Genomic DNA, 19492 nt, shown 5'->3' with positions numbered 1-19492 from the left:
GACGCCTGCAACCCCGCATTCGCCAGCGCACGCCGAATCACCCGCTCCTGCGCAGGACCGTTCGGCGCCGTCAGCCCATTACTCGCCCCATCCTGATTGACCGCCGAACCAGCCACCACCGCCAGCACCGGATGCCCCAACCGCACCGCATCCGAAAGACACTCCACCACCACCACACCAGCACCCTCGGCAAAACCAGTGCCATCCGCCCCCTCCGCAAACGCCCTGCACCGGCCATCCGGGGAGAGTCCGCGTTTGCGCGCCATTCCGTCGATGGCGGCGGGCGTGGACATCACCGTGACACCACCGGCAAGTGCCAGGGAACACTCTCCCGACCGAACCGCCTGCGCCGCCAGATGCAACGCCACCAACGACGACGAACACGCCGTGTCCACCGTCACCGCCGGACCCTCCAACCCCAGCACATACGCCACCCGGCCCGACGCGACACTGCTCGTGCCGTTGTCGCTGAGGTAGTCGGCGACCTCCTGAGGCGCGTCGCCGGCGAAGCCCGTGATGTAGTCGGAATAGGTCACGCCGGTGTACACGCCGGTCGCACTGCCCGCCAGTGAACCCGGATCGATCCCCGCCCGTTCCAGCGCCTCCCACGACACCTCCAGCATCAACCGCTGCTGGGGATCCATCGCCGACGCCTCACGCGGACCGACCCGGAAGAACCCCGCATCAAACTCCGCGACCCCCTCCAGAAAACCACCACGCCACACCGACCCCCCAACCCCCCACCCACGATCCGCAGGCACCTCCGACGTCGCATCCCCACCCTTGGCAACCAACTCCCACAGGCCATCCATCGACACCACACCACCAGGCAACCGACACCCCACGCCCACCACCACAACCGGGTCGCCCACCACAACCGGGTCGTCCACCACAACCACCGACGGCACGGCCTCGGCGGACCGGGCCGCCGGGAACACGGCGTCGACCACCGCGCTGATCGTCGGGTGCTCGAACAGCAGGCTCGGGTCGAACCGGCGGCCCAGGAACTCCGAAAGCCTGCCGACCAGCTCCACAAGACCGCGGGAGCCGAGGCCGAACTCCGCCAGTGGGCGGTCCGCTTCCACCCGTTCAGGAGCCAGGTTCGCCTGCGCAGCGATGGCTTCGACCAGCCAGAGCCGAACCGACTCCGGGGTCACGACCGCTGCCGTGGTGGCGGGCGGTTCCTCGCTCCGCGCACGCGCGTCGGTCTCGTACCCACCGTCGAGATAGGCCGCGCGGCAGGCGTGCCGCTGGATCTTGCCGCTGCTCGTCTTGAAGATGGTGCGCGGCGGGATGAGGACCACGTCTCGCAGCGCCAGCCCGTGTCCGGCGCTCACCGCCCGCCGGATACGCTCTTCGATCTCCGCCGGTTCCCCTGCCCCGGGTTTCACCTCGGCCACCACGACCGGCTGTTCCCCGTCGACACCACCGTCGGCCGAAAACGCCGCCACGCAACCTGGACGGACCGCGCCGTGCGCGCCCTCCACGGTCAGCTCCAGATCCTGCGGGTAGTGGTTCACCCCGTCGATCACCAGCAGGTCCTTGTGCCTGCCGGTGACGAAGAGTTCCCCGGCCCGGACGAAACCGAGGTCTCCCGTTCGCAGGTAGCCTGCGCGCCCGCCGCCGAAGACCTCGCGGGTGGCCTGCTCGTCACCCCAGTACCCACGTGCGACACTCGGTCCGGCGACCCGGATCTCGCCTTCCTCGCCCTCGGCGCACTCGCCGTTGGCGGTGAGGTCGGCGATCACCACCGACACCCCGCTGGGCGGTTTGCCCGCTCCGACCACCTCGGCCCCCCGCCGGTCGCCGTCGGCCCGCGGCCGCTCGACCACGGTCGGCGCACTCCCGATCGCGGTCCCGCTCACCAACAGGGTCGCCTCGGCCAGACCGTAGACCGGTTGCAGAGCTTCCGGCCGGAAACCCGCCGACGCGAACCGGTCCGCGAACCGCCGCAGCGTGTCCGCCCGCACCGGCTCCGCGCCGTTGAAGGCCACGCGCCAGTACCCGAGATCGAGGCTGTCCACCCACTCCGGCGAGGCGCGGCGTGCGCCGAGTTCGTAGGCGAAGTTGGGTCCGCCGCTGGTGTGCGCCCGGTAGTGCGACACCGCGGTGAGCCACCGCTGGGGCCGTTCCAGGAAGTGCAGCGGCGAAAACAGGACAGAGCTCATCCCGGTGTACACGGTCTGCAGCACGGGACCGATCAGTCCCATGTCGTGGAACATGGGCAGCCAGCTGACCGTGAGCACGCCGTCCCACGAAGCGGCCAGTTCGGGCGTGTGGCCCATGACTTCGGCGATCGCCTGCTGATTGTGCAGGAGGTTGCCGTGGGTGACCACGACTCCGCGCGGGGCACTCGTCGAGCCGGAGGTGTACTGGAGGAACGCGACCGAGTCCGCTTCAAGCGCCGGCCGGTGCCAGGGCGTGGTGTCGTCCGGTATTTCCTCGGTGGCCACCCAGGTCAGCCCGGCCAGCTCCGGCAGGGACTCGACCGCGGCACCGACGCCGTCGATGACGTACCTGGTTGACAGCACGGTGTCGATGCCCGCGTCGGCAACCACCTGGCGCAGCCGACGTAGCGACCGGTCGACGTCCCCCGGCCGCGGCAGCGGCGCAGGCACGGCCACGACCGCGCCGGCCAGGCAGCCGAGGAAACCGCTGACGAACTCCAGCCCCGGCGGGTACAGCAGCAGCGCCCGCCGGCCGGCCCGCCCGCGCTCCCGCAGGAAAGCCGCGATCGACCGCACCCGGCGCCCGAGCTCGCCGTAGGACAGTTCGGTGACATCCCCGTCGACGTCCCCGGTCTCCAGGAACCGATAGACGATGCGCTCGGGCTGCTGAGCCTCCCGAGCCGCCAGCACGTCCGAGAACGAGGGGTAGGTCATCTGACTCCAGCCATCAGAGTGCGCCATACGCGGCTCAGTCTAGCCTCGATCGTGCATGATGGTCCGTCAATTCGCTTACTGGCTCTTGCTGTTAGTTCAGAGCGGGGAATTCCGTTTGGGGCAGGATGATGGCCCGGTTGTCGCGTCGGGTGGGCGCCGGGCTCCACTTCGCCGGTGGGACGGTGCGGGTTGTCGGGATGTTCGGAGTGGCTGGTCAGCCTGGATTCGGAGGGTGTGGAGCCTGTCGGTTGCGTGGGCCGTCCGGACCCGCATTCGAGCGGCGGGTACAGCCACGACGCGCCGTGGACCGCCCGCGTCGGGCAGGGCCGAGGGCGGCAACGGCACCTACCCGTCGAGACCGCCCCGAGGCCCCTGCCGCATTCCTTGGCGGGCCCGGACCGGCCGGGGCTGCCGGTGCGGCCGGCCGCCGCTCACCGTGCGCGTCGGACACCTCGATCCGTAGGACGGCCCCGGGAGCGCGGGGCAGCACCAGCTCGAAATCCCGCCCCGGCATCCGATGCGCCAGGTGGTCCCGGCCGGCCTGAAGGCCGCCCCCTCACAGGACAGCCATCAGCCTCCCAAAACCCACCAGGCCACCGCGATCGCACTGAGCATCAGCGGCGGCGCCAGCCACCAGGGGCCCATCGCGCGCCGAACCGTGGGAGGGACGACCGTGACGAGCAGTCCGAGGCCGCTGACCACGATGGCGAGAAAGCACATCAGTGTGATCGCACCGTACGCGTCCTGGTCCCAGCTCCCCGAAGGGCGAGTGATCAGCGCCGTACAGCAACAGAATGCTGCGATCGCATAGAGGAGTGTCAGCGGTACAGCCATGACCCGTCGAAGGCAGCCGCTGTCGTCCCCGGGCGCACGTGTGGTTTCGAACTGGTCGGACATCAGCGCAGTACTTTCCTGGCGTTGTCGAGGCCGTTTGAATCCCCGGCCGTACGCCTGGGCCTTGTCGCCCTCCCAGTAGGGCCCACCGTCGTACCGCGCGGCAAGTTCTTGGTACTGGGCTGACGCCATCTCCTCTGCGGGCACGTTGGCGAACTCACCCTCCTCTTTGAGTTGCGCCAGGTATTCGGACGCGATGAAGATGTTCCGCCCGGGGTCCTGGAGGGACTCCTCCACGACGGCGCGCTGGTGCTCGGTCAGGTTGTCCGGATCATAACTGCCGAGCTGTGCCGTGTAGTCCTGTTTCGGTCCGCTGCCGGGCAGACGAGTCAGAGGGTTGCTGCCGGCCTCGTGGGCCTCACGCTGCATGGCGGCGGTGGCGGCGGTGGCGGCGGTGGCAGAGAAGATCTCCACCCGTGGGCCGCCACGGTCGTCTGCGTCGACGAGCTCGGGCCGGTGATCCCGCGTACTTCCGCAGTGTGAACCCGGGTTCGCAGAGGCCCGGCCGGCGTGCCGGTGCCGTAGGTCCTCGGCCGCCGGTACGGACGTCAAAGAGGCGGCAGGTTGAGCTCGGTGCGGGTCTCACCGACGAGGCGGTGCGAGCCGAGGACGACGATCAGGCCGCCGGGGCCCGCGAGTTCGGCGGCCCGGCGCAACGCCGAGGGGGTGTCTTCGGCGGTGAGGCAGGAGCCTCGGCCGGCGGAGGCGAGGCTGTCGCGCAAGGTGGTGGGGGCGGCGGCCTGGTGGAAGTCGGTGCGGGTGAGAACCAGGGGCCAGTGGGAGGGAAGCGGGGCCAGCATGGCGGCGACGTCTTTGTCCTTCGTCGCGGAGAAGACCAGTACGGGTGACGGTCCTGGGCGGCCGTCAGCGTGGGCGTGACGCAGGATCTCCGGAGCGACGGTGGTGACGCCCTGCGGGTTGGTGGCGCCGTCGAGAAGGACACGGCCGGTCCACTCGTCCAACCGGGCGTCGGGGACGAGTTCGAGACGGCCGGGCCAGCGTGTGGCAGCCAGTCGTTCGCAAAGCCGTTCGCTCTCCGGCTCGCGGATGTGGCCGCGCTCGGCCATCGCGTCCACCGCGGCGATGGCGACCGCGAGGTTGTGGTGCTGGTGTGCACCGGGCAGCGGGCAGGGGAGGTCGCGGTGCGTGGCACGGGGGGTGGTGACGTCGACCCGTGTCACCGGGCCGCCGTCGTCGGCGCTGCCGACGGTGCGGGCGGTGTAGTGGATCTCGCGGTCCATGCGCCACACCGAGAGTCCGGCCCGCTCCGCAAGGACCTGCTCCGCGGCGGTGGCCGCCTCGGGGGCGAGCCGTCCCAGGACCACGTGGTCCCCGTCCTGCGCGGCTGCGACCTTGGCCCGGGCGATCTGCGCCAAGGACCCTCCGAGCAGCCTGATGTGATCGAGGCCGATGCCGGTGACGACCTTCACGTCCATGCCGAGCTCCCTGGCCGCGGCCCTGCTCCCGCCGATGCCCGCTTCGGCCACCGCCAGGGGCACGCCCGCCCGGCGGAAGTGCACGGCTGCGGTTGCCGCGAAGATGCCCTGAGCCAGCACGGGCAGTCCGTGCCGCTCGATGGCCTGCCACACCTCGGAGAATGCCGCGGTGTACTCGGCGCGCGTGACAGGAACCCCGTCGATCCGGATCCGCTCCCTCGGCTCCTGCAGGTGCGGGCTGGGCATGCTGCCCACCCGTGCGCCGGTGGCGGTCACGGCCGACACCGCGAACGCGCAGGTCGATCCCTTGCCGTTCGTCCCGACCACCAGCATCCCGCGCAATCCGCGCTCGGGATGCCCCAGCACCTCCAGCAGTCCGGGAACGTTCGCCTGCCGCACCGACCGGGGCAGACCATGGGGATTCTCGTGCATCCTTTCAAGGATGTTCACGCATTCCTGGTAATCCATCCCATGATGATGCCCCTCCGAGCACCGGTCAGATGCCTTGCCACGCAGGCGAGTTGCTCCTGCGCGGGGCGGTCCGCCGCGGCGGCCCGACTTGGTCGGTCCCGGTGCTGCTTCCTGTACTTCGACTGCCCAGCCCCCGGACGGACGGACACGGCCGCGCCCCGAACCCTGGTCTCAGCCGGCGATGTGCCGCCCGAGGGACTGCGGCAGGGGCGGCCCCTCCTCCTGACACCTGCTGATACCGCGCGCGCTTCCCCGCTCCGGGGTCGAGACCGGCTGGGGAAGGGGTAAGGCTTGGAATGACAACCTGAAGCCACTTGATTCAATGTGAAACGACCGGCGGCCCGACCGGGGGTCGACAGCCCAGCTGGTTCTCTTCGGTTCGGCTTCCTCCCGGCAGCGCCGCGCGTTTACTCCGTGCCCGGCGTGCGCTCCGGGCGCCGCCGTGCGGCCGGTCCTGCCGTGTCCCGGGCGGTCGGTCGGCACCGCCCCGGGGCGTCGGAGCAGAGAAGGAGCCTCCGGTGAAGTTCATCAATGAGAAGCTGCGTGCCCCGCCCCGGTCGGCGGCCCGCGTGCCGGCAACGCCTTCGGTCTCCGCCGGCGACTGCGGTCTGCTCCTTGTCAGGATCACCTTCGGCCTCCTCATGGCAGGACACGGGTGTCAGAAACTCTTCGGAATATTCGGCGGTGAAGGTCTCACCGCAACGGGCAGGGGCTTCGCCGATCTGGGCTACCGCCCCGGAGTGGTGTACGCCGCCGTCGGCGGCGCCTCCGAGTTCTTCGGCGGCCTCGGTCTGGCTCTGGGACTGTTCACCCCACTGGCGTCGGCCGTACTGATCGGCGTAATGATCAATGCCATGGTGACCGTCACCGCGGTACACGGCCTGTGGGAGACAGAAGGCGGCGTCGAGTACAACGTGTGCATCGCGGTCGTGGCACTGGCCGTCGCCGCCATCGGCCCCGGGCGGCTCGCCCTCGACAGACCCTTCCGCTGGGGGAAGGGCGGCTGGCCGGAAGCCGCCTTCGCCCTGTGTGCCGGCGGCATCGGCGCCGCCGTCGTCCTGAGCCTTTGAATTCCGGACAGAAGAGGGTGACGCGGATCGTTCCGGCCCATCAGACGCCCGCACCCTGCGTGCAGCCGGCCTGCCGCACCGCCGGTGAGTCCGGGGGCGGTTCCGCAGCCGTACGGCGTCGGGGCCGGTGAGCGAGCAGGCGGCCGCCGATCGGAATCAGTCACCGCCCCGCCCACCCCCCTGTTGCCCCGTGCACCCCGTGCGCGGGGTGCACCCTGTTGACCCGTGCACCCCGCAGGGATGCAAACGGGAGGTGGTCTCCGCGCGGTGCGTGTCCGGCGCGCGCGTCACTTGGTATGACGGTCGAGCGGCGAGTCGTAGGCCCGGCCGTCCCCAGGCAGGTTTCCGATGGGCCGACCGCGGCTGGTCACCAGGCGCGGTGGTGAGCTGCCCCCGCCGTTCACCCGGCATCTCTGGAGGCGCCGTGACAGAGCTGGACCGGCCATACACGCGCACACCCCTGGACGGCCCGAATCCACGGGTGAGTTCGGGGATCAGGATCAGAAACTACCTGTCCACAACCGATCACAAGACGATCGGCAACATGTACCTGGCCACGGCGTTCGGATTCTTCCTGCTCGCCGGCATCCTGGCGATGCTGATGCGCGCGGAGCTGGCGCGGCCGGGGCTCCAGATCGTGAGTCCGGATCAGTACAACCAGCTGTTCACCATCCACGGCACCGTCATGATGCTGTTGTTCGCGACTCCCACGTTCGCCGGGTTCGCGAACGCCGTCATGCCGCTTCAGATCGGCGCGCCGGATGTCGCGTTCCCGCGCCTCAACGCGCTGACGTACTGGCTCTATCTCTTCGGCGGCCTGATCGTCGTCTCGGGACTCCTGCTTCCGAGTGGCGCCGCCTCCTTCGGATGGTTCGCCTACGCTCCGCTGAACGATGCCATCCACTCCCCGGGAGCCGGTGGGGACCTCTGGGCCATGGGGCTCGTCCTGGCCGGGCTGAGTACGACGCTGGGTTCGGTGAATTTCATCGCCACCATCGTCAGCTTGCGCGCCCCCGGCATGACGATGTTCCGCATGCCGATCTTCACGTGGAACATCCTCTTCACCTCCATTCTCGCGCTGCTGGCGTTTCCCGTGCTGACGGCGGCTCTGCTGGCGCTGATGGCGGACCGGAAGTTCGGCGCGCACGTCTACGACCCGGCCAATGGAGGTGCGCTGCTGTGGCAGCACCTCTTCTGGTTCTTCGGCCACCCGGAGGTATATATCGTCGCACTGCCGTTCTTCGGCGTGGTCACCGAAATCATCAGCGTCTTCAGTCGCAAACCCGTCTTCGGGTACATCGGCATGGTGGGGGCGACGATCGCCATCACCATGCTGTCCGCGGCGGTGTGGGCGCACCACATGTTCGCGACGGGCGCGGTTCTGCTGCCGTTCTTCTCGCTGATGTCGTTCCTCATCGCGGTGCCGACCGGGGTCAAGTTCTTCAACTGGATCGGCACGATGTGGGGAGGGAGCCTCACGTTCGAGACGCCGATGCTCTGGTCGATCGGTTTTCTCGTCACCTTCCTCCTGGGCGGGCTGAGCGGCGTGCTCGTCGCCTCACCCCCCATGGACTTCCACCTCACCGATTCCTACTTCGTCGTGGCCCACCTGCACTACGTTCTTTTCGGCACCATCGTCTTCGCCACGTTCGCCGGGTTCTACTTCTGGTGGCCCAAGATGACCGGGCGAATGCTTGACGAACGCCTCGGCAAGATTCATTTCTGGACGCTGTTCGTCGGCTTCCAGACCACTTTTCTGGTCCAGCACTGGCTGGGCGAGAGCGGAATGCCTCGACGTTATGCGGACTACCTCGCGGCCGACGGCTTCACCGCCCTCAACACGATCTCGTCGATCGGTGCCTTCCTGCTCGGCCTTTCCACCCTTCCTTTCCTGTACAACGTCTGGAGGACCGCCAAGCACGCGGCGAGGGTCGACGTGAACGATCCGTGGGGGTTCGGCCGGTCGCTGGAGTGGGCGACCTCCTGTCCGCCGCCGCGGCACAACTTCGAGGCACTGCCACGGATCCGCTCCGACTCCCCCGCCTTCGACCTCCACCACCCCGAGGTGCCCCGGTCGGGGACCACTGATCGTGAGGTGCCGACCCCTGATACGTCTGATACGTCCGGAGGACCTGGCGAATGAAATCCGAGGCGTATCTCTTCGCGGGTGTCGCGCTGTTCTTTCTCCTTACCGACGCGGCCTACATCGTGTTCGCCCGTGAGCCCGTGGGAGGAACCGCTCTCACGGTGTCCTTCGCCATGTCGGCGGTGATCTCGTTCTTCTGCGCCATGAACTACCGCCGCAAGGGCGAAAGGCCCGAAGACCGCCGGGATTCCCAGATCCAGGAACGCACCGGTGTGCTGGACTTCTTTCCGCCGCACAGCTTCTTCCCGGCACTGACGGCCGCCGGTATGGCACTGCTGAGTCTCGGCATCGTGTACGGGCTGTGGCTCTTCCTCATCGGGCTCGGCATCGCACTCGCCGGCGTCTTCGGGATGACCTTTCAGTTCGCCGGACGCGACGACTGACGCCTGGTGTCCCGGACGGTGCGTGGTCGGGCCCGCCCGGCGCCGGCCCGGTACGGGAGCGCTGTCAGCGCTCCTTGTCCGCCCCCGCGGTCGGCTTCTCCTCCGTTGCGGCGGCCGGGTCCTTCACCAGCTCCGCGATCCGCGCGCGTTCCTTCGCCGTCGCCGGCATGTCGACCCGATCGCGGTAGTACCAGGTGCTCAGCGCGGAGCGGAGTCCGGCCGTGTGCGATGCCCGCGTGCGCGGCGGGGCCGACGGCCGCGGGACGTCCCTGACCAGCAACCGGTAGCGCCGTTCGGCGGACAGCGGTTGATGGCTGTCGCTGATCCGCCCGTAGACACTCTGGCTCACTCTGCCTTTCGCCTCGCCCTCCTCCAGCAGCCGGCGGTCATGCGCTTGCATGGCCAGGCACACGCGCTTGGTGACCATGAAGGCGATCACCGGGCCCGCGATCAGGGCGGTCCTGAGGATCCAGGTCAGTGTTTCGACGGAGACGCGGAAGATGAACGCGCTCACGTCATTGCCCCCCGCGACGAGCAGGACCGCGTAGAAGACGATCGCCGCCACGCCCAGACCCGTACGAGTGGGGCGGTCGCGCGGCCGGTCGCACAAGTGATGCTCCATCAGGTCACCTGTCACCCATCTCTCGAAGTACGGGTACAGGTAGAGGACCATGAAGAGCACTCCGGGCAGCACCACAGCGGGCAGCAGGACATTCCACATGATGGTGTGCCCGACCGCTGTGGTCTCCCAGGGCGGCATCACCCGCAGCGCGCCCTCCAGGAAGCCCACGTACCAGTCCGGCTGCGAGCCGGTGGAGACGTGGTCGGTGCGGTAGGGGCCATAGCTCCAGACGGGGTTGATCTGGACGGCGGCCCCCAGCCAGGAAAGGACACCGACGACCATCAGGCTCAGGCCCGCGGACTTCGCGGTGAAATGCGGGAACATCGGCTGCCCGACGACATTTCGATTGGTCTTTCCCCGGGACGACCATTGCGTGTGCTTCAAGTAGACGACCAGCAGCAGATGCACGACGACCAGGGCGATCAACACGCCGGGCACGAACAACACATGAACGATATAGAGTCGCGGAATGATGACATCGCCCGGAAAACTCCCGCCCCACAGGAAGAAACCCAGGTAGGTGCCGACAACGGGAATAGCGGTCACGATCGTGTAGGCGGTGCGCAACCCGGTACCGGACAACAGGTCGTCCGGCAGGGAATACCCGGCGAATCCCTCCACCAGGGCAAGCATGAACAACGTGACGCCGATCATCCAGTTGATCTCGCGGGGCCTGCGGAACGCACCGGTGAAGAAGACCCGGAGCAGGTGCACGCCCAACGCGGCGACGAAGATGAGGGCCGCCCAGTGATGCATCTGACGAATCAGCAGCCCGCCCCGCACGTCGAAGCTGATGTCCAGCGTCGTCGCGTACGCCTGTGAGACCAGAACTCCTTGCAGAGGGACGTGCGAGCCCTCGTAGATTTCCTGCTCCATGCCCGGGTCGAAGAACAGGGTGAGGTAGCTGCCCGTCACCACGAGAGCGATGAGGCTGTACAGGGCGAGTTCACCCAGCAGAAAAGACCAGTGGTCGGGAAATGCCTTGCGCAGGAGCGCTCCGCCCGCCTCGGACACCGGCGCCCGGCGATCCATCGCAACGTATCCGGCAACGGCTGCCTGACGGACCTTCCGTTCCATCCTTTGCCTTCGTCTGCGGAACATCAAATCCGTCAGCTCCTTTCCTCTTGCGAGCCGTGTGGGGGCAGCGGCAGCGCCCGGGGCACGGACGGATATCGGCACTATGCGCGGTCGGGGGAGCACCGTTCCCGCATTAGGCAGAACATGGGCACGGCCTTCCTGCCGCATCGGCACGGGCCGCGCGCCGCTCGATTCTTCCGGGGCAGCATTCTCCCGGGGCCGGCGCCGAATCCCGCGTACACCGCCACGGTCGGCCCATTCCCCGGTCGGCACCCTCTGGGACAGCCCTTACGCGGGCGGCTGCGGCCGGGACGAAGAAGGTAATGCCTCGTTGTGTTTCAGCGGGGTGCCGGCCGTTCCGGGATGTGCTGGTGGCCGACGTCGCGGACGAGGTCCAGGCCGAGGACCCGGTCGAGGTGGGCGAAGGTCTCGAACTTGGCGCCGGACGGCACATCGGAGCGTTCCGCCACATCGGCGAGCAGGTCCAGTACGGCGGCGACATCGAGGTCGTCGACGAGCGCCGCGTGTGACTCCCGCAGCAGATCGGCGGGGATCGGCCGGGACGGCTCCTGCGCCCAGTCGGCCACCTGCCGGCGCCATTGCCGCAGCGTCCGCCGGGCCTCGGCCAGCGCCGCACCGGTGACCGTGACCGGCGTGGCGTAGGGACGGTGGAGTAGCAGCAACCGTACCGCCAGGGGATCGGCGGTCTCGGGCACGAGTACGTCCGGCCGGTCCGGGGAGAGGAGATGGCCGGGGTCGGGGACGCCCTCCTCCAGCAGGACCGTACCGACCCGGCCCACCTCGATCCGGCCCCCGCCCGTGGCATCACCGATGTCGGCGCCCTGGGCGACCACGTGCACGTCGGCGGGGCCGCCGAGTGCCGCGTCCGGGTGGTGGGCTCCGACGACGACGGGGGGATGGATGCCGAGCACCGCCATGACCCGGTCGAGCGCCGTGGTCTGGTCGGGGGTCAGCTCCGGGGTGGTGAGGACCGTGACGACCTGGAGGCCGTTCAGCTCCGCGGTGCGTGCCAGTACGTCACCGACCAGCGGCACACGCAGGTGCACCGGACCGATCCCGGTGCCGGTCCCGGTGGCGATGGCCGGCAGATGGACACAGCTGCGCAGCAGACGGCGGGGCGCGGCGGGGATTTCGACGAGGTGACCGGTGCGGGTGTCGGCGATACGCAGCATGGTCGGAGGCTAGTCGCGGGTGCCACCCGCGTGTGGGAGAAACCCGTCGGGGAGTCCAGCCGTCGTCCCGGCGCGGGGCCGGGGCAGGGCCGGGGCAGGGGCAGGGCCGGGGCAGGGGCAGGGCCGGGACGGGGCCGGGGCAGGGCAGGGGCAGGGCAGGGGCAGGGGCAGGGCCGGGACGGGGCCGGGACGGGGCCGGGACGGGGCCGGGGCACCCGTCCCCCGGCGACGCCCGTTCGTGGACCCATCGGGGTCGCCCTCGGCCGCCTGCCGTCCGCCGTTGGACGCGGCGCCGTGCGCCCCGCACGGCGGCAATCTCAGTTCTCCTCGGTCAGTTGCTCGTCCAGTTCGTCGAAGAGCAGTTCGCCGTGGTCGATCTGGCCGGTCCGGTAGGCGGATCGCGCCACCAGGTGGGCGGCGACCGGGCCGGTCATCAGCTGGAAGAACCCGATCAGCGCGAGGGTGGCGAGGTCCATGCCGCTGCGCAGCCGCAGGGCCACCCCGGCGAGGACCAGGAGCATGCCGAGGGTCTGCGGTTTGGTGGCGGCATGGCTGCGGGACAGCACGTCCGGCAGCCGCAGCATTCCGATCACACCGAGCAGGCAGATCGCCGCACCGATGAACACCAGTGCCGCACCGGCCGTGTCGAGGATCTGGAACCAGATGGTCATCGCGCGTCCCCCTCGGTCCCGTCCGTACCGCCGCTTCCGTCGCCGCGCTCGGTTCCGACCGCGTCTGCTCGCAGCGCCGGCCGGTCGCGCGCGGCGATGAATCGTGCGATGCCGACCGATCCCGTGAAGCCGAGGAAGGCCAGCACCAGCATGATCGGGAAGTAGAACGGGTCGCGCGCGAAGGCGGACTTGGCACCCAGGCCCGCGATGATGAGGGCGGCGCACACGTCCAGCGAGATGGCCCGGTCCAGCATGGAAGGGCCTCGCCAGATCCGGGTGAGGAGCCCCGCTCCGGCGATGACGATCACGACGACGGCCGCGGTGAGCAGCACCCGGTCGACGGTCTCCGGCGCGCTCACCCGCCCTCCCCCCTGCCGGGTCCAATCGGTGGGGGCGGTTCGGCGACGCGGGCGATCTCGTCGGACGTGCCGAAGGCCCGTACGGTCAGCTCCTCGATCCGCCATACCGAGCGCCGCGCCGCGTCGAGTACGGCGGGTCTGTCCGCGTCGAGGACGTGCAGGAAGACGGTGGCGGTGGCGCGGCGGACTTCGACGATCGACCCGCCGGGCACGTTCGACACCGCGACGGCGGTGGCCGCGAGCATCAGGTCCGAGCGGCACCGCAGCGGTACGGCGATGACGGCGGCCCGGTGCGGGTGGTCGACGAAGATCTGCCGGGTGACCCGTACGCCGGAGGTGTACATGTCGTAGAGCAGATAGCCGGCGAGCATGATGATGCCCCACGGGTGCAGGCGGAGCCCGAGGTCGACCCGGGGCAGCGGGAACGCCAGGCAGACCGCGACCGCGACGACCGCGCCGATCAGGATGTTGGCCCAGTTCAGGCTGGACCAGAGCAGCACCCAGATGAAGGTGAGCCAGGCGATCAGCGGGAGGTCCAGCACGCGTCCCCGGCCGCCGAACTCACAGCTGAAGGGGGGCAGGTCCTTGTTCCGGAAGGACAGCTTGACGAGGCGTTTCACCGGCCGAGCACCGCCTCCACGTAGGGGGTGCGTGCGATGAGTTCGGCGGCCGCGCGGTCGGTGTAGGAGGTCAGCGGACCGGCGAACACGGTGAAGGCGAGTCCGAGGGCGACGGCTGCCGCGGTGGCCGCGGTCATCGGCCGCGGCAGTTGCGTCGTGGTGGTGACGGCGTGTCCGTGCAGGGTGGCCGCGACCGCGAGCCCGGCGGGCTGATGGCGGTGGCGGACCGGTTCGTCGCCGCTGCCGCGGATGTGGTCGGGGCCCGCGTCGGCGTCGTTGTCCTCCTCGTCGGAATCGGCCTCCAGAACGGTGCCGGCCACGACCTGTCCCGGGGGCGCGGCCCGCCAGAACGCCAGGTTCCAGACCTTGGCCATCACGTACAGCGTGAGGAGGCTGGTCACCGCCGACCCGATGACGAGGAGCCACGCCCACACGCTGCCGTCGGCGACCCCGGCCCGCATCAGCCCGAGCTTGCCGATGAAGCCGGACAGCGGCGGGATACCGGCCAGGTTCATGGCGGGCACGAAGAAGAGGACGGCGAGCAGCGGGGACGCCTTGGCCAGTCCGCCGATCCGGGTGAGTTCGTTGGTGCCGCCCCGGCGTTCGATGAGCCCGGCCACCAGGAAGAGTGTGGTCTGGACGGTGATGTGGTGGGCGACGTAGACGATCGCGCCGCCGTACCCGTCCCGGGTGGCGAGGCCGATGCCGAAGACCATGTAGCCGATGTGGCTGATGAGGGTGAAGGAGAGCAGCCTCTTCAGGTCGGTCTGGGCGACGGCTCCGAGGATGCCGACGACCATCGAGGCGAGCGCGGCTGCCATCAGCAGGTCGCCGAGCCGGTTGCCGGGGAAGAGCAGGGTCTCCGTGCGCAGCATGCAGTACACGCCGACCTTGGTGAGCAGACCGGCGAAGACCGCGGTGACGGGGGCGGGCGCGGTCGGATAGGAGTCGGGGAGCCAGGCGGCGAGCGGGAAGACGGCGGCCTTGATGGCGAAGACGGTGAGCAGCATCGCCTGGATCAGGGTCTGCACCCCGAGCGGGAGTGCGGCGAGCCGGCCGGCCAGCTGCGCGAGGTTGGCGGTGCCGGTCGCCGCGTAGGTCATGGCGATGGCGGTGAGGAACAGCATCGACGAGAACAGCGAGATGATCACGTAGGTGGAGCCCGCGCGGATGCGGGATCCGGTGCCGCCGAGGGTGAGCAGGACGAAGCTGGCGACCAGCATGATCTCGAAGCCGACATAGAGATTGACGAGGTCACCGGCGAGGAAGGTGCAGGAGACCCCGGCGACCAGGATCAGGTACGCGGGGTGGAAGACCGCCACGGGTGTTTCCTCGTCCCGGTCGGCCATGCCCTGGCCCAGGGAGTAGACCAGCACGCAGAGCGTGATGGCGGAGGAGACGGTCAGCATCAGTCCGGAGAGCCGGTCGGCGACCAGGGTGATGCCGAGCGGCGGCGCGAAGTCCCCGAGGTGGACGGTGAGCGGGCCGCGGGTGTCGGCGGCGATCATCAGCGTGACGGAGAGCCCGAGCACGGCGGTGAGCACGGCGACGCTGACGAGGCGTTGGATCTTCTTGAGCCGGGTGCCGACGGCGAGGCTCAGGCCGGTGGCACAGAGCGGCAGCAGCACCGGCAGGGGGACGAGTGCGTTCATCCGGTGTCTCCCGGGTCGGCGTCGGGGCGGGAAGGTTTCTGTGCGCGGCCCTCGGGGTCCGCGTCGGCGTCGGGGCGGGACGTTCCCCGCGCATCGTCCTCGGGGCCGGCGTCGGGGCGGGACCGGCCCTGTGCGTAGTCCTCGGGGTCCGCGCCCAGTACGTCGTGCCAGAGGTCTCCCGTGGCGTACCGGCCGCGGGCCTGGAGTGCGCGGTCGGCGCGCAGCCTGGCCCGCAGGCGGCGGCGCTCCTCGCGGTACCGGGCGCGTTCCTCGTCCGTGACGTCGGAGGCGGCCCGGTACCGCTCGCGCAGTTCGTCCCGCTCCCCCAGCACCTCGGAGCGCAGTGCGATGCGCCGGTCCTCCTGGTCGTCGTGGACCTCGTCGGTGCCGGTCAGCTGGTGGCTTCGGTAGGCCATGGCGAGGAGGAACGCCGTGGTGGCGAGGGTGATGACGATCGCGGTCAGCGCGATGGCCTGCGGCAGGGGGTCGGTGACCTGCCCCAGCGGGACGCCGTAGAGGAGCGGTTCGCGGCCGGCCGATCCGGTCGCGGCGAGGACGAGCAGGTTGATGCCGTTGCTCGCGATCACCGCGCCGAGCAGGATGCGGGTGAGGGGCCGGGTGAGCATGAGGATGCCGCCGACCGCGCACAGCACCGCGGCGGTGGCCAGGAGCGAGGCGCTGACCGTCATCCGGGGCTTCCTCCCGTCCCGGGCGCCGCTCCCGGTGGCGTGCCGGTGCTCGCCGCCGCCTTCTCGAACGCCGCTCGCTCGATCTGCCGGTCGATCTTGGCGCCGAGCGCGCGCACGATGTCCAGCACCACACCCAGGACCAGCAGATAGACCCCGAAGTCGAAGAGGATCGGGGTGCCCAGGTGGTATTCACCGATCAGCGGCAGCCTGCCGTGGTGGGTCCAGGCGTGCAGGACCGTTCCGTCGATGAGACCGAGCAGGGCGACGCCGGTGGAGATGAACAACCCGAGGCCGGTGAAGAGTCCGGGCTGCAGCGGCGCGGCCTCGGCGAGTTCGAAGCGGCCGCCCGCCAGGTAACGAGTGATCAGGGCGAGTCCGGCGACGAGTCCGCCGACGAAGCCGCCGCCCGGCATGTTCTCGGCGCAGAACAGCAGGTACAACGAGAGCACCAGGACCGGGTGGAACAGCAGCCGGGCCACGACCTCGAAGACGATCGAACGGTGCTCGGGGGCGAGCGTGGCACCGGCAGCGAGCCAGCCGCGCTCCGGCGCCCCTTCGTCGCCGTGCGGAAGTCCCGTCATCTCCGAAGCGGTCAGCGACCAGGCGGTACGCCCCCGCGCCTCTTCCCGCAGCGACGCTCCCTCGGCGCGGCGGTGCAGATAGATCAGGCTCGTCACCCCGATCGCCGCCGCGGCGAGCACGGCGGACTCCCCCATCGTGTCCCAGGCGCGCAGGTCGACCAGAATGGTGGCCACGACGTCCTTGAGGCCGTGGTGGGCGGTCTCCTCCACCATGGCCGCGCCCGCCGGGCGTGCCGTACGGGCGGCCGCCGCGACCCAGACCACGACGCCGAGCGTCGCCGCCGCTGCCAGCGCCACCGGAATGCGTGCGGCACGCCGCCAGGCGCTGACCGATTCCTGGAAGTACACCGGCATCCGCCGCAGCACCAGCACGAACACGATCATCGACACGGTCTCGACGCAGAACTGGGTGAGTGCCAGGTCCGGAGCGCCCTGGACGACGAACAGCAGCGCCGCGCCGTATCCGGTCAGCCCGGCCAGGACCACGGCCTTCATCCGCCGGCTGACGGTGAGGCAGAGGAGAGCGGCCGCGCAGGTCAGCACGGCGATGGCGCCCTGCAGCGGGACGTCCCAGGCCCTCGGGACGACCGCCCCGTGCCAGGGCCGGTCCACACCGAGGACGGTGAGCTGGCCGGCCAGCATCACGAGCAGGGTGGTGGCGAGGTACACGGAGAGCGAGCCGCGCTGGACGAAGCCGGTGAGCTGGAGGGAGAGCCGCTCCAGGCCGAGCAGCAGATGCCCGAAGACACTGTCGGCGGTCGGCCAGGCGATCCGCCGGGACAGCCTGGTCACGGTGGTGCGGGCCATGAAGAGCACCACGCCGGCCGCCATGGCGACGGCCGAGAGCAGCAGGGCCGTCCCGAGTCCGTGCCAGAGCGCGAGATGGTAGGGATGCGCGGTCGGCGGGAACGTGTCCGCGTACGCGCTGAGCAGCCGGTCGACCCATCCGGCACCCGGTCCGAGCACCAGCCCGCCGACCGCGAGCAGCGCGGGCGGTGCGAGGAACGCCGGGCCGACCCGGTGCACCGGGGTGTCCTCGACCCCGGGTTTGCGGGCGAAGGCGCCCCAGATGAACCGCACGGTGTACGCGACGGTCAGCGCCGAGCCCGCGACCGTGACGCCCAGCGCCCAGCGGTCGGCCGTGTCGCCGTGCAGCAGTGCGTCGAACGCGGCCTCCTTCGCGGCGAAGCCGAGCAGCGGGGGCAGGGCGGCCATGGACGCGGCGGCGAGTACCGCGACCGCGCAGACGTGCGGCAGCGCCCGGCCGACGCCGGAGAGCTTGCGCAGATCGCGGGTACCGGCGGCGTGGTCGACGATGCCGGTGACGAGGAACAGCGGGGCCTTGAACAGGGCGTGGCCCAGGATCATGGCGGCGGCGGCCAGGGCCGTGTCCCGGTTGCCGGCCCCGGCGAGCAGGGTGAGGAAGCCGAGCTGGCTGACGGTGCCGTAGGCGAGGACGAGCTTGAGGTCGTTCAGGCGCAGTGCCCGCCAGCCGCCGAGCAGCATGGTCGCGGCACCGAGGACGATCACGACGGGCCGCCAGACCGGCACGTCGGCGAAGCCGGGGGCGAGCCGGGCGACCAGGTAGACACCGGCCTTCACCATCGCGGCGGCATGCAGATAGGCGCTGACGGGGGTGGGCGCGGCCATGGCGTTCGGCAGCCACAGGCTGAACGGCCAGATCGCCGACTTCGACAGGGCCCCGCACAGGATCAGCACGACCGCGACCGAGACGGCGAGGCTCGCCCCGGGCGGGTCGGCGAGGATGGCGGAGATCCGGAACGTGCCCGCCGACCGGCCGATGATCAGGAAACCGACGAACATCGCGAGGCCGCCGAGCGCGGTCACGACGAGTGCCTGGAGCGCGGAGCGGCGGCTGTGCCTCTGCTCGCTGTCGTACCCGATCAGCAGGTACGAGAAAACCGTGGTCAGCTCCCAGAACACATAGAGCGAGATCAGGTCGTCGGCGAGGACCAGGGCGAGCATGGCGCCCGCGAACGCGAGGAGGTTCCCGGCGAAGCCGGCCAGTTGAGGGGTTCCGTCGGTGAAGTACGAGGCGCAGTAGAGCAGGACGAGCGTGCCGATTCCGGCCGCGAGCAGCACCATGAGCTCGGCGAGCGCGTCGAGCCGAAGGTCGGCGGTGACGTCGTAGGCCGGCATCCACTGCCACGACCAGGTGACCGAGCCACCGGATGCGGCGGTGCTCCATTGCGTGGCCGCCCACCCGGTGGCGGCGGCCGGTGGCAGCGCGAGCACGACGAAGGCACGCCTGCCCAGCGCTCGTACCAGTGGTCGCGCGCAGGCGGCCAGGACGAAGTGACAGACGATGAGCGCGGTCATACGGCCCCGGGGGGCGTCCCGCGCCCGCCCCGGTCGGGCGTCCGGGGCCTGGACGATGCATCACGAACAAAGGGCACTAAATAGAGATATATCCCTGAACCCGCTTCACCCGTACGGCGCGCCGCGCCCGGCACGTCGCGCCAAGTTCACCGGTACCCCGCGCCGGCCCTCGCGGGCACCGGCCGGCGGCTCTCCCACCGGACCTCTCCCGCACCCTCGCGCTCGCTCGTGCTCGCCACAGACCCCGCTGCGGTCGCGGTACGGCGTGTTCCCGGTGCGTCCGCAGCCGCACAGCATCACCCGGGCCTCCTGGCGCGGCCCCCAGGGAGTGGCCGCTTCGAGGCCGCCGCGCAGATGGAGTACACCGTCGGCGTGCAGCGAGACATGGACGGGCACCTCCGATGGC

Annotated in this window: 14 protein-coding genes; 3 read left to right on the top strand and 11 right to left on the bottom strand. The window is 70.1% G+C overall.

The window, feature by feature from the left end; genetic code table 11:
• From ACFVT1_RS32575 to ACFVT1_RS32565, 3 genes are all read right to left on the bottom strand, one after another.
• A partial coding sequence (locus ACFVT1_RS32575; protein WP_389802002.1) for a beta-ketoacyl synthase N-terminal-like domain-containing protein occupies positions 1-2909 on the bottom strand: 2909 nt, incomplete at its 3' end.
• Between the two features lie 543 nt (positions 2910-3452).
• Positions 3453-4190: a hypothetical protein gene (locus tag ACFVT1_RS32570; protein ID WP_389801999.1), complete on the bottom strand. Its 738-nt coding sequence runs from the start codon at positions 4188-4190 to the stop codon at positions 3453-3455.
• A 134-nt stretch (positions 4191-4324) separates the two neighbouring features.
• Positions 4325-5680: a bifunctional folylpolyglutamate synthase/dihydrofolate synthase gene (locus ACFVT1_RS32565; protein WP_389801996.1), complete on the bottom strand. Its 1356-nt coding sequence runs from the start codon at positions 5678-5680 to the stop codon at positions 4325-4327.
• Positions 5681-6222: 542 nt separating this feature from the next.
• Here ACFVT1_RS32565 and ACFVT1_RS32560 point away from each other — a divergent pair.
• The 3 genes from ACFVT1_RS32560 (at position 6223) to ACFVT1_RS32550 (ending at position 9282) form a co-directional block, all read left to right on the top strand.
• Positions 6223-6753: a DoxX family protein gene (locus ACFVT1_RS32560; protein ID WP_389802018.1), complete on the top strand. Its 531-nt coding sequence runs from the start codon at positions 6223-6225 to the stop codon at positions 6751-6753.
• Between the two features lie 460 nt (positions 6754-7213).
• Positions 7214-8896 carry a cytochrome c oxidase subunit I gene (gene ctaD, locus ACFVT1_RS32555; RefSeq protein ID WP_389802015.1) on the top strand — a complete coding sequence of 561 codons (1683 nt, stop codon included), beginning with the start codon at positions 7214-7216 and terminating at the stop codon, positions 8894-8896.
• Positions 8893-9282 (top strand): cytochrome c oxidase subunit 4, encoded by a 390-nt coding sequence (locus ACFVT1_RS32550; protein ID WP_389801993.1) that lies wholly within the window; start codon positions 8893-8895, stop codon positions 9280-9282. The genes ctaD and ACFVT1_RS32550 overlap by 4 nt, the downstream gene beginning before the upstream one ends.
• A gap of 64 nt (positions 9283-9346) precedes the next feature.
• Here the strand turns inward: ACFVT1_RS32550 and ACFVT1_RS32545 are convergent, their stop codons facing one another.
• The 8 genes from ACFVT1_RS32545 to ACFVT1_RS32510 form a co-directional block, all read right to left on the bottom strand.
• Positions 9347-11008 (bottom strand): cytochrome bc complex cytochrome b subunit, encoded by a 1662-nt coding sequence (locus ACFVT1_RS32545; protein WP_389801990.1) that lies wholly within the window; start codon positions 11006-11008, stop codon positions 9347-9349.
• 311 nt (positions 11009-11319) lie between these two features.
• Entirely contained in the window at positions 11320-12174 is an 855-nt protein-coding gene (locus tag ACFVT1_RS32540; protein ID WP_389801987.1) for a hypothetical protein, read from the bottom strand.
• Between the two features lie 317 nt (positions 12175-12491).
• On the bottom strand, positions 12492-12845 hold the full coding sequence (gene mnhG / locus ACFVT1_RS32535; protein ID WP_389801984.1) for a monovalent cation/H(+) antiporter subunit G: 354 nt from the start codon (positions 12843-12845) through the stop codon (positions 12492-12494).
• Entirely contained in the window at positions 12842-13204 is a 363-nt protein-coding gene (locus ACFVT1_RS32530; protein WP_389801982.1) for a monovalent cation/H+ antiporter complex subunit F, read from the bottom strand. The genes mnhG and ACFVT1_RS32530 overlap by 4 nt, the downstream gene beginning before the upstream one ends.
• Entirely contained in the window at positions 13201-13824 is a 624-nt protein-coding gene (locus ACFVT1_RS32525) for a Na+/H+ antiporter subunit E (RefSeq protein ID WP_389801979.1), read from the bottom strand. The genes ACFVT1_RS32530 and ACFVT1_RS32525 overlap by 4 nt, the downstream gene beginning before the upstream one ends.
• Entirely contained in the window at positions 13821-15476 is a 1656-nt protein-coding gene (locus ACFVT1_RS32520) for a Na+/H+ antiporter subunit D (protein WP_389801977.1), read from the bottom strand. Before ACFVT1_RS32520 ends, ACFVT1_RS32525 begins: the two co-directional genes overlap by 4 nt.
• Positions 15473-16165, bottom strand: coding sequence for a Na(+)/H(+) antiporter subunit C (locus tag ACFVT1_RS32515; protein ID WP_389801975.1), 693 nt, complete (start codon positions 16163-16165; stop codon positions 15473-15475). The genes ACFVT1_RS32520 and ACFVT1_RS32515 overlap by 4 nt, the downstream gene beginning before the upstream one ends.
• The gene (locus tag ACFVT1_RS32510) at positions 16162-19086 is read right to left on the bottom strand and encodes a Na+/H+ antiporter subunit A (RefSeq protein ID WP_389801972.1); all 2925 of its coding nucleotides are present in this window, start codon (positions 19084-19086) and stop codon (positions 16162-16164) included. The genes ACFVT1_RS32515 and ACFVT1_RS32510 overlap by 4 nt, the downstream gene beginning before the upstream one ends.
• Between the last annotated feature and the right edge of the window lie 406 nt (positions 19087-19492).

Source organism: Streptomyces sp. NPDC057963, assembly GCF_042887155.1.
In the GTDB taxonomy this organism is placed as follows: domain Bacteria; phylum Actinomycetota; class Actinomycetes; order Streptomycetales; family Streptomycetaceae; genus Streptomyces.
This window is presented reverse-complemented; position numbering and strand designations above follow the sequence as displayed.

What these genes read in the sequence shown, in the direction of transcription:
- ACFVT1_RS32565 (WP_389801996.1), bottom strand. Translation starts at nt 5,680, where the DNA reads ATGGATTACCAGGAATGCGTGAACATCCTTGAAAGGATGCACGAGAAT.
- ACFVT1_RS32550 (WP_389801993.1), top strand. Translation starts at nt 8,893, where the DNA reads ATGAAATCCGAGGCGTATCTCTTCGCGGGTGTCGCGCTGTTCTTTCTC.
- ACFVT1_RS32540 (WP_389801987.1), bottom strand. Translation starts at nt 12,174, where the DNA reads ATGCTGCGTATCGCCGACACCCGCACCGGTCACCTCGTCGAAATCCCC.
- mnhG (WP_389801984.1), bottom strand. Translation starts at nt 12,845, where the DNA reads ATGACCATCTGGTTCCAGATCCTCGACACGGCCGGTGCGGCACTGGTG.
- ACFVT1_RS32520 (WP_389801977.1), bottom strand. Translation starts at nt 15,476, where the DNA reads ATGAACGCACTCGTCCCCCTGCCGGTGCTGCTGCCGCTCTGTGCCACC.
- ACFVT1_RS32515 (WP_389801975.1), bottom strand. Translation starts at nt 16,165, where the DNA reads ATGACGGTCAGCGCCTCGCTCCTGGCCACCGCCGCGGTGCTGTGCGCG.
- ACFVT1_RS32510 (WP_389801972.1), bottom strand. Translation starts at nt 19,086, where the DNA reads ATGACCGCGCTCATCGTCTGTCACTTCGTCCTGGCCGCCTGCGCGCGA.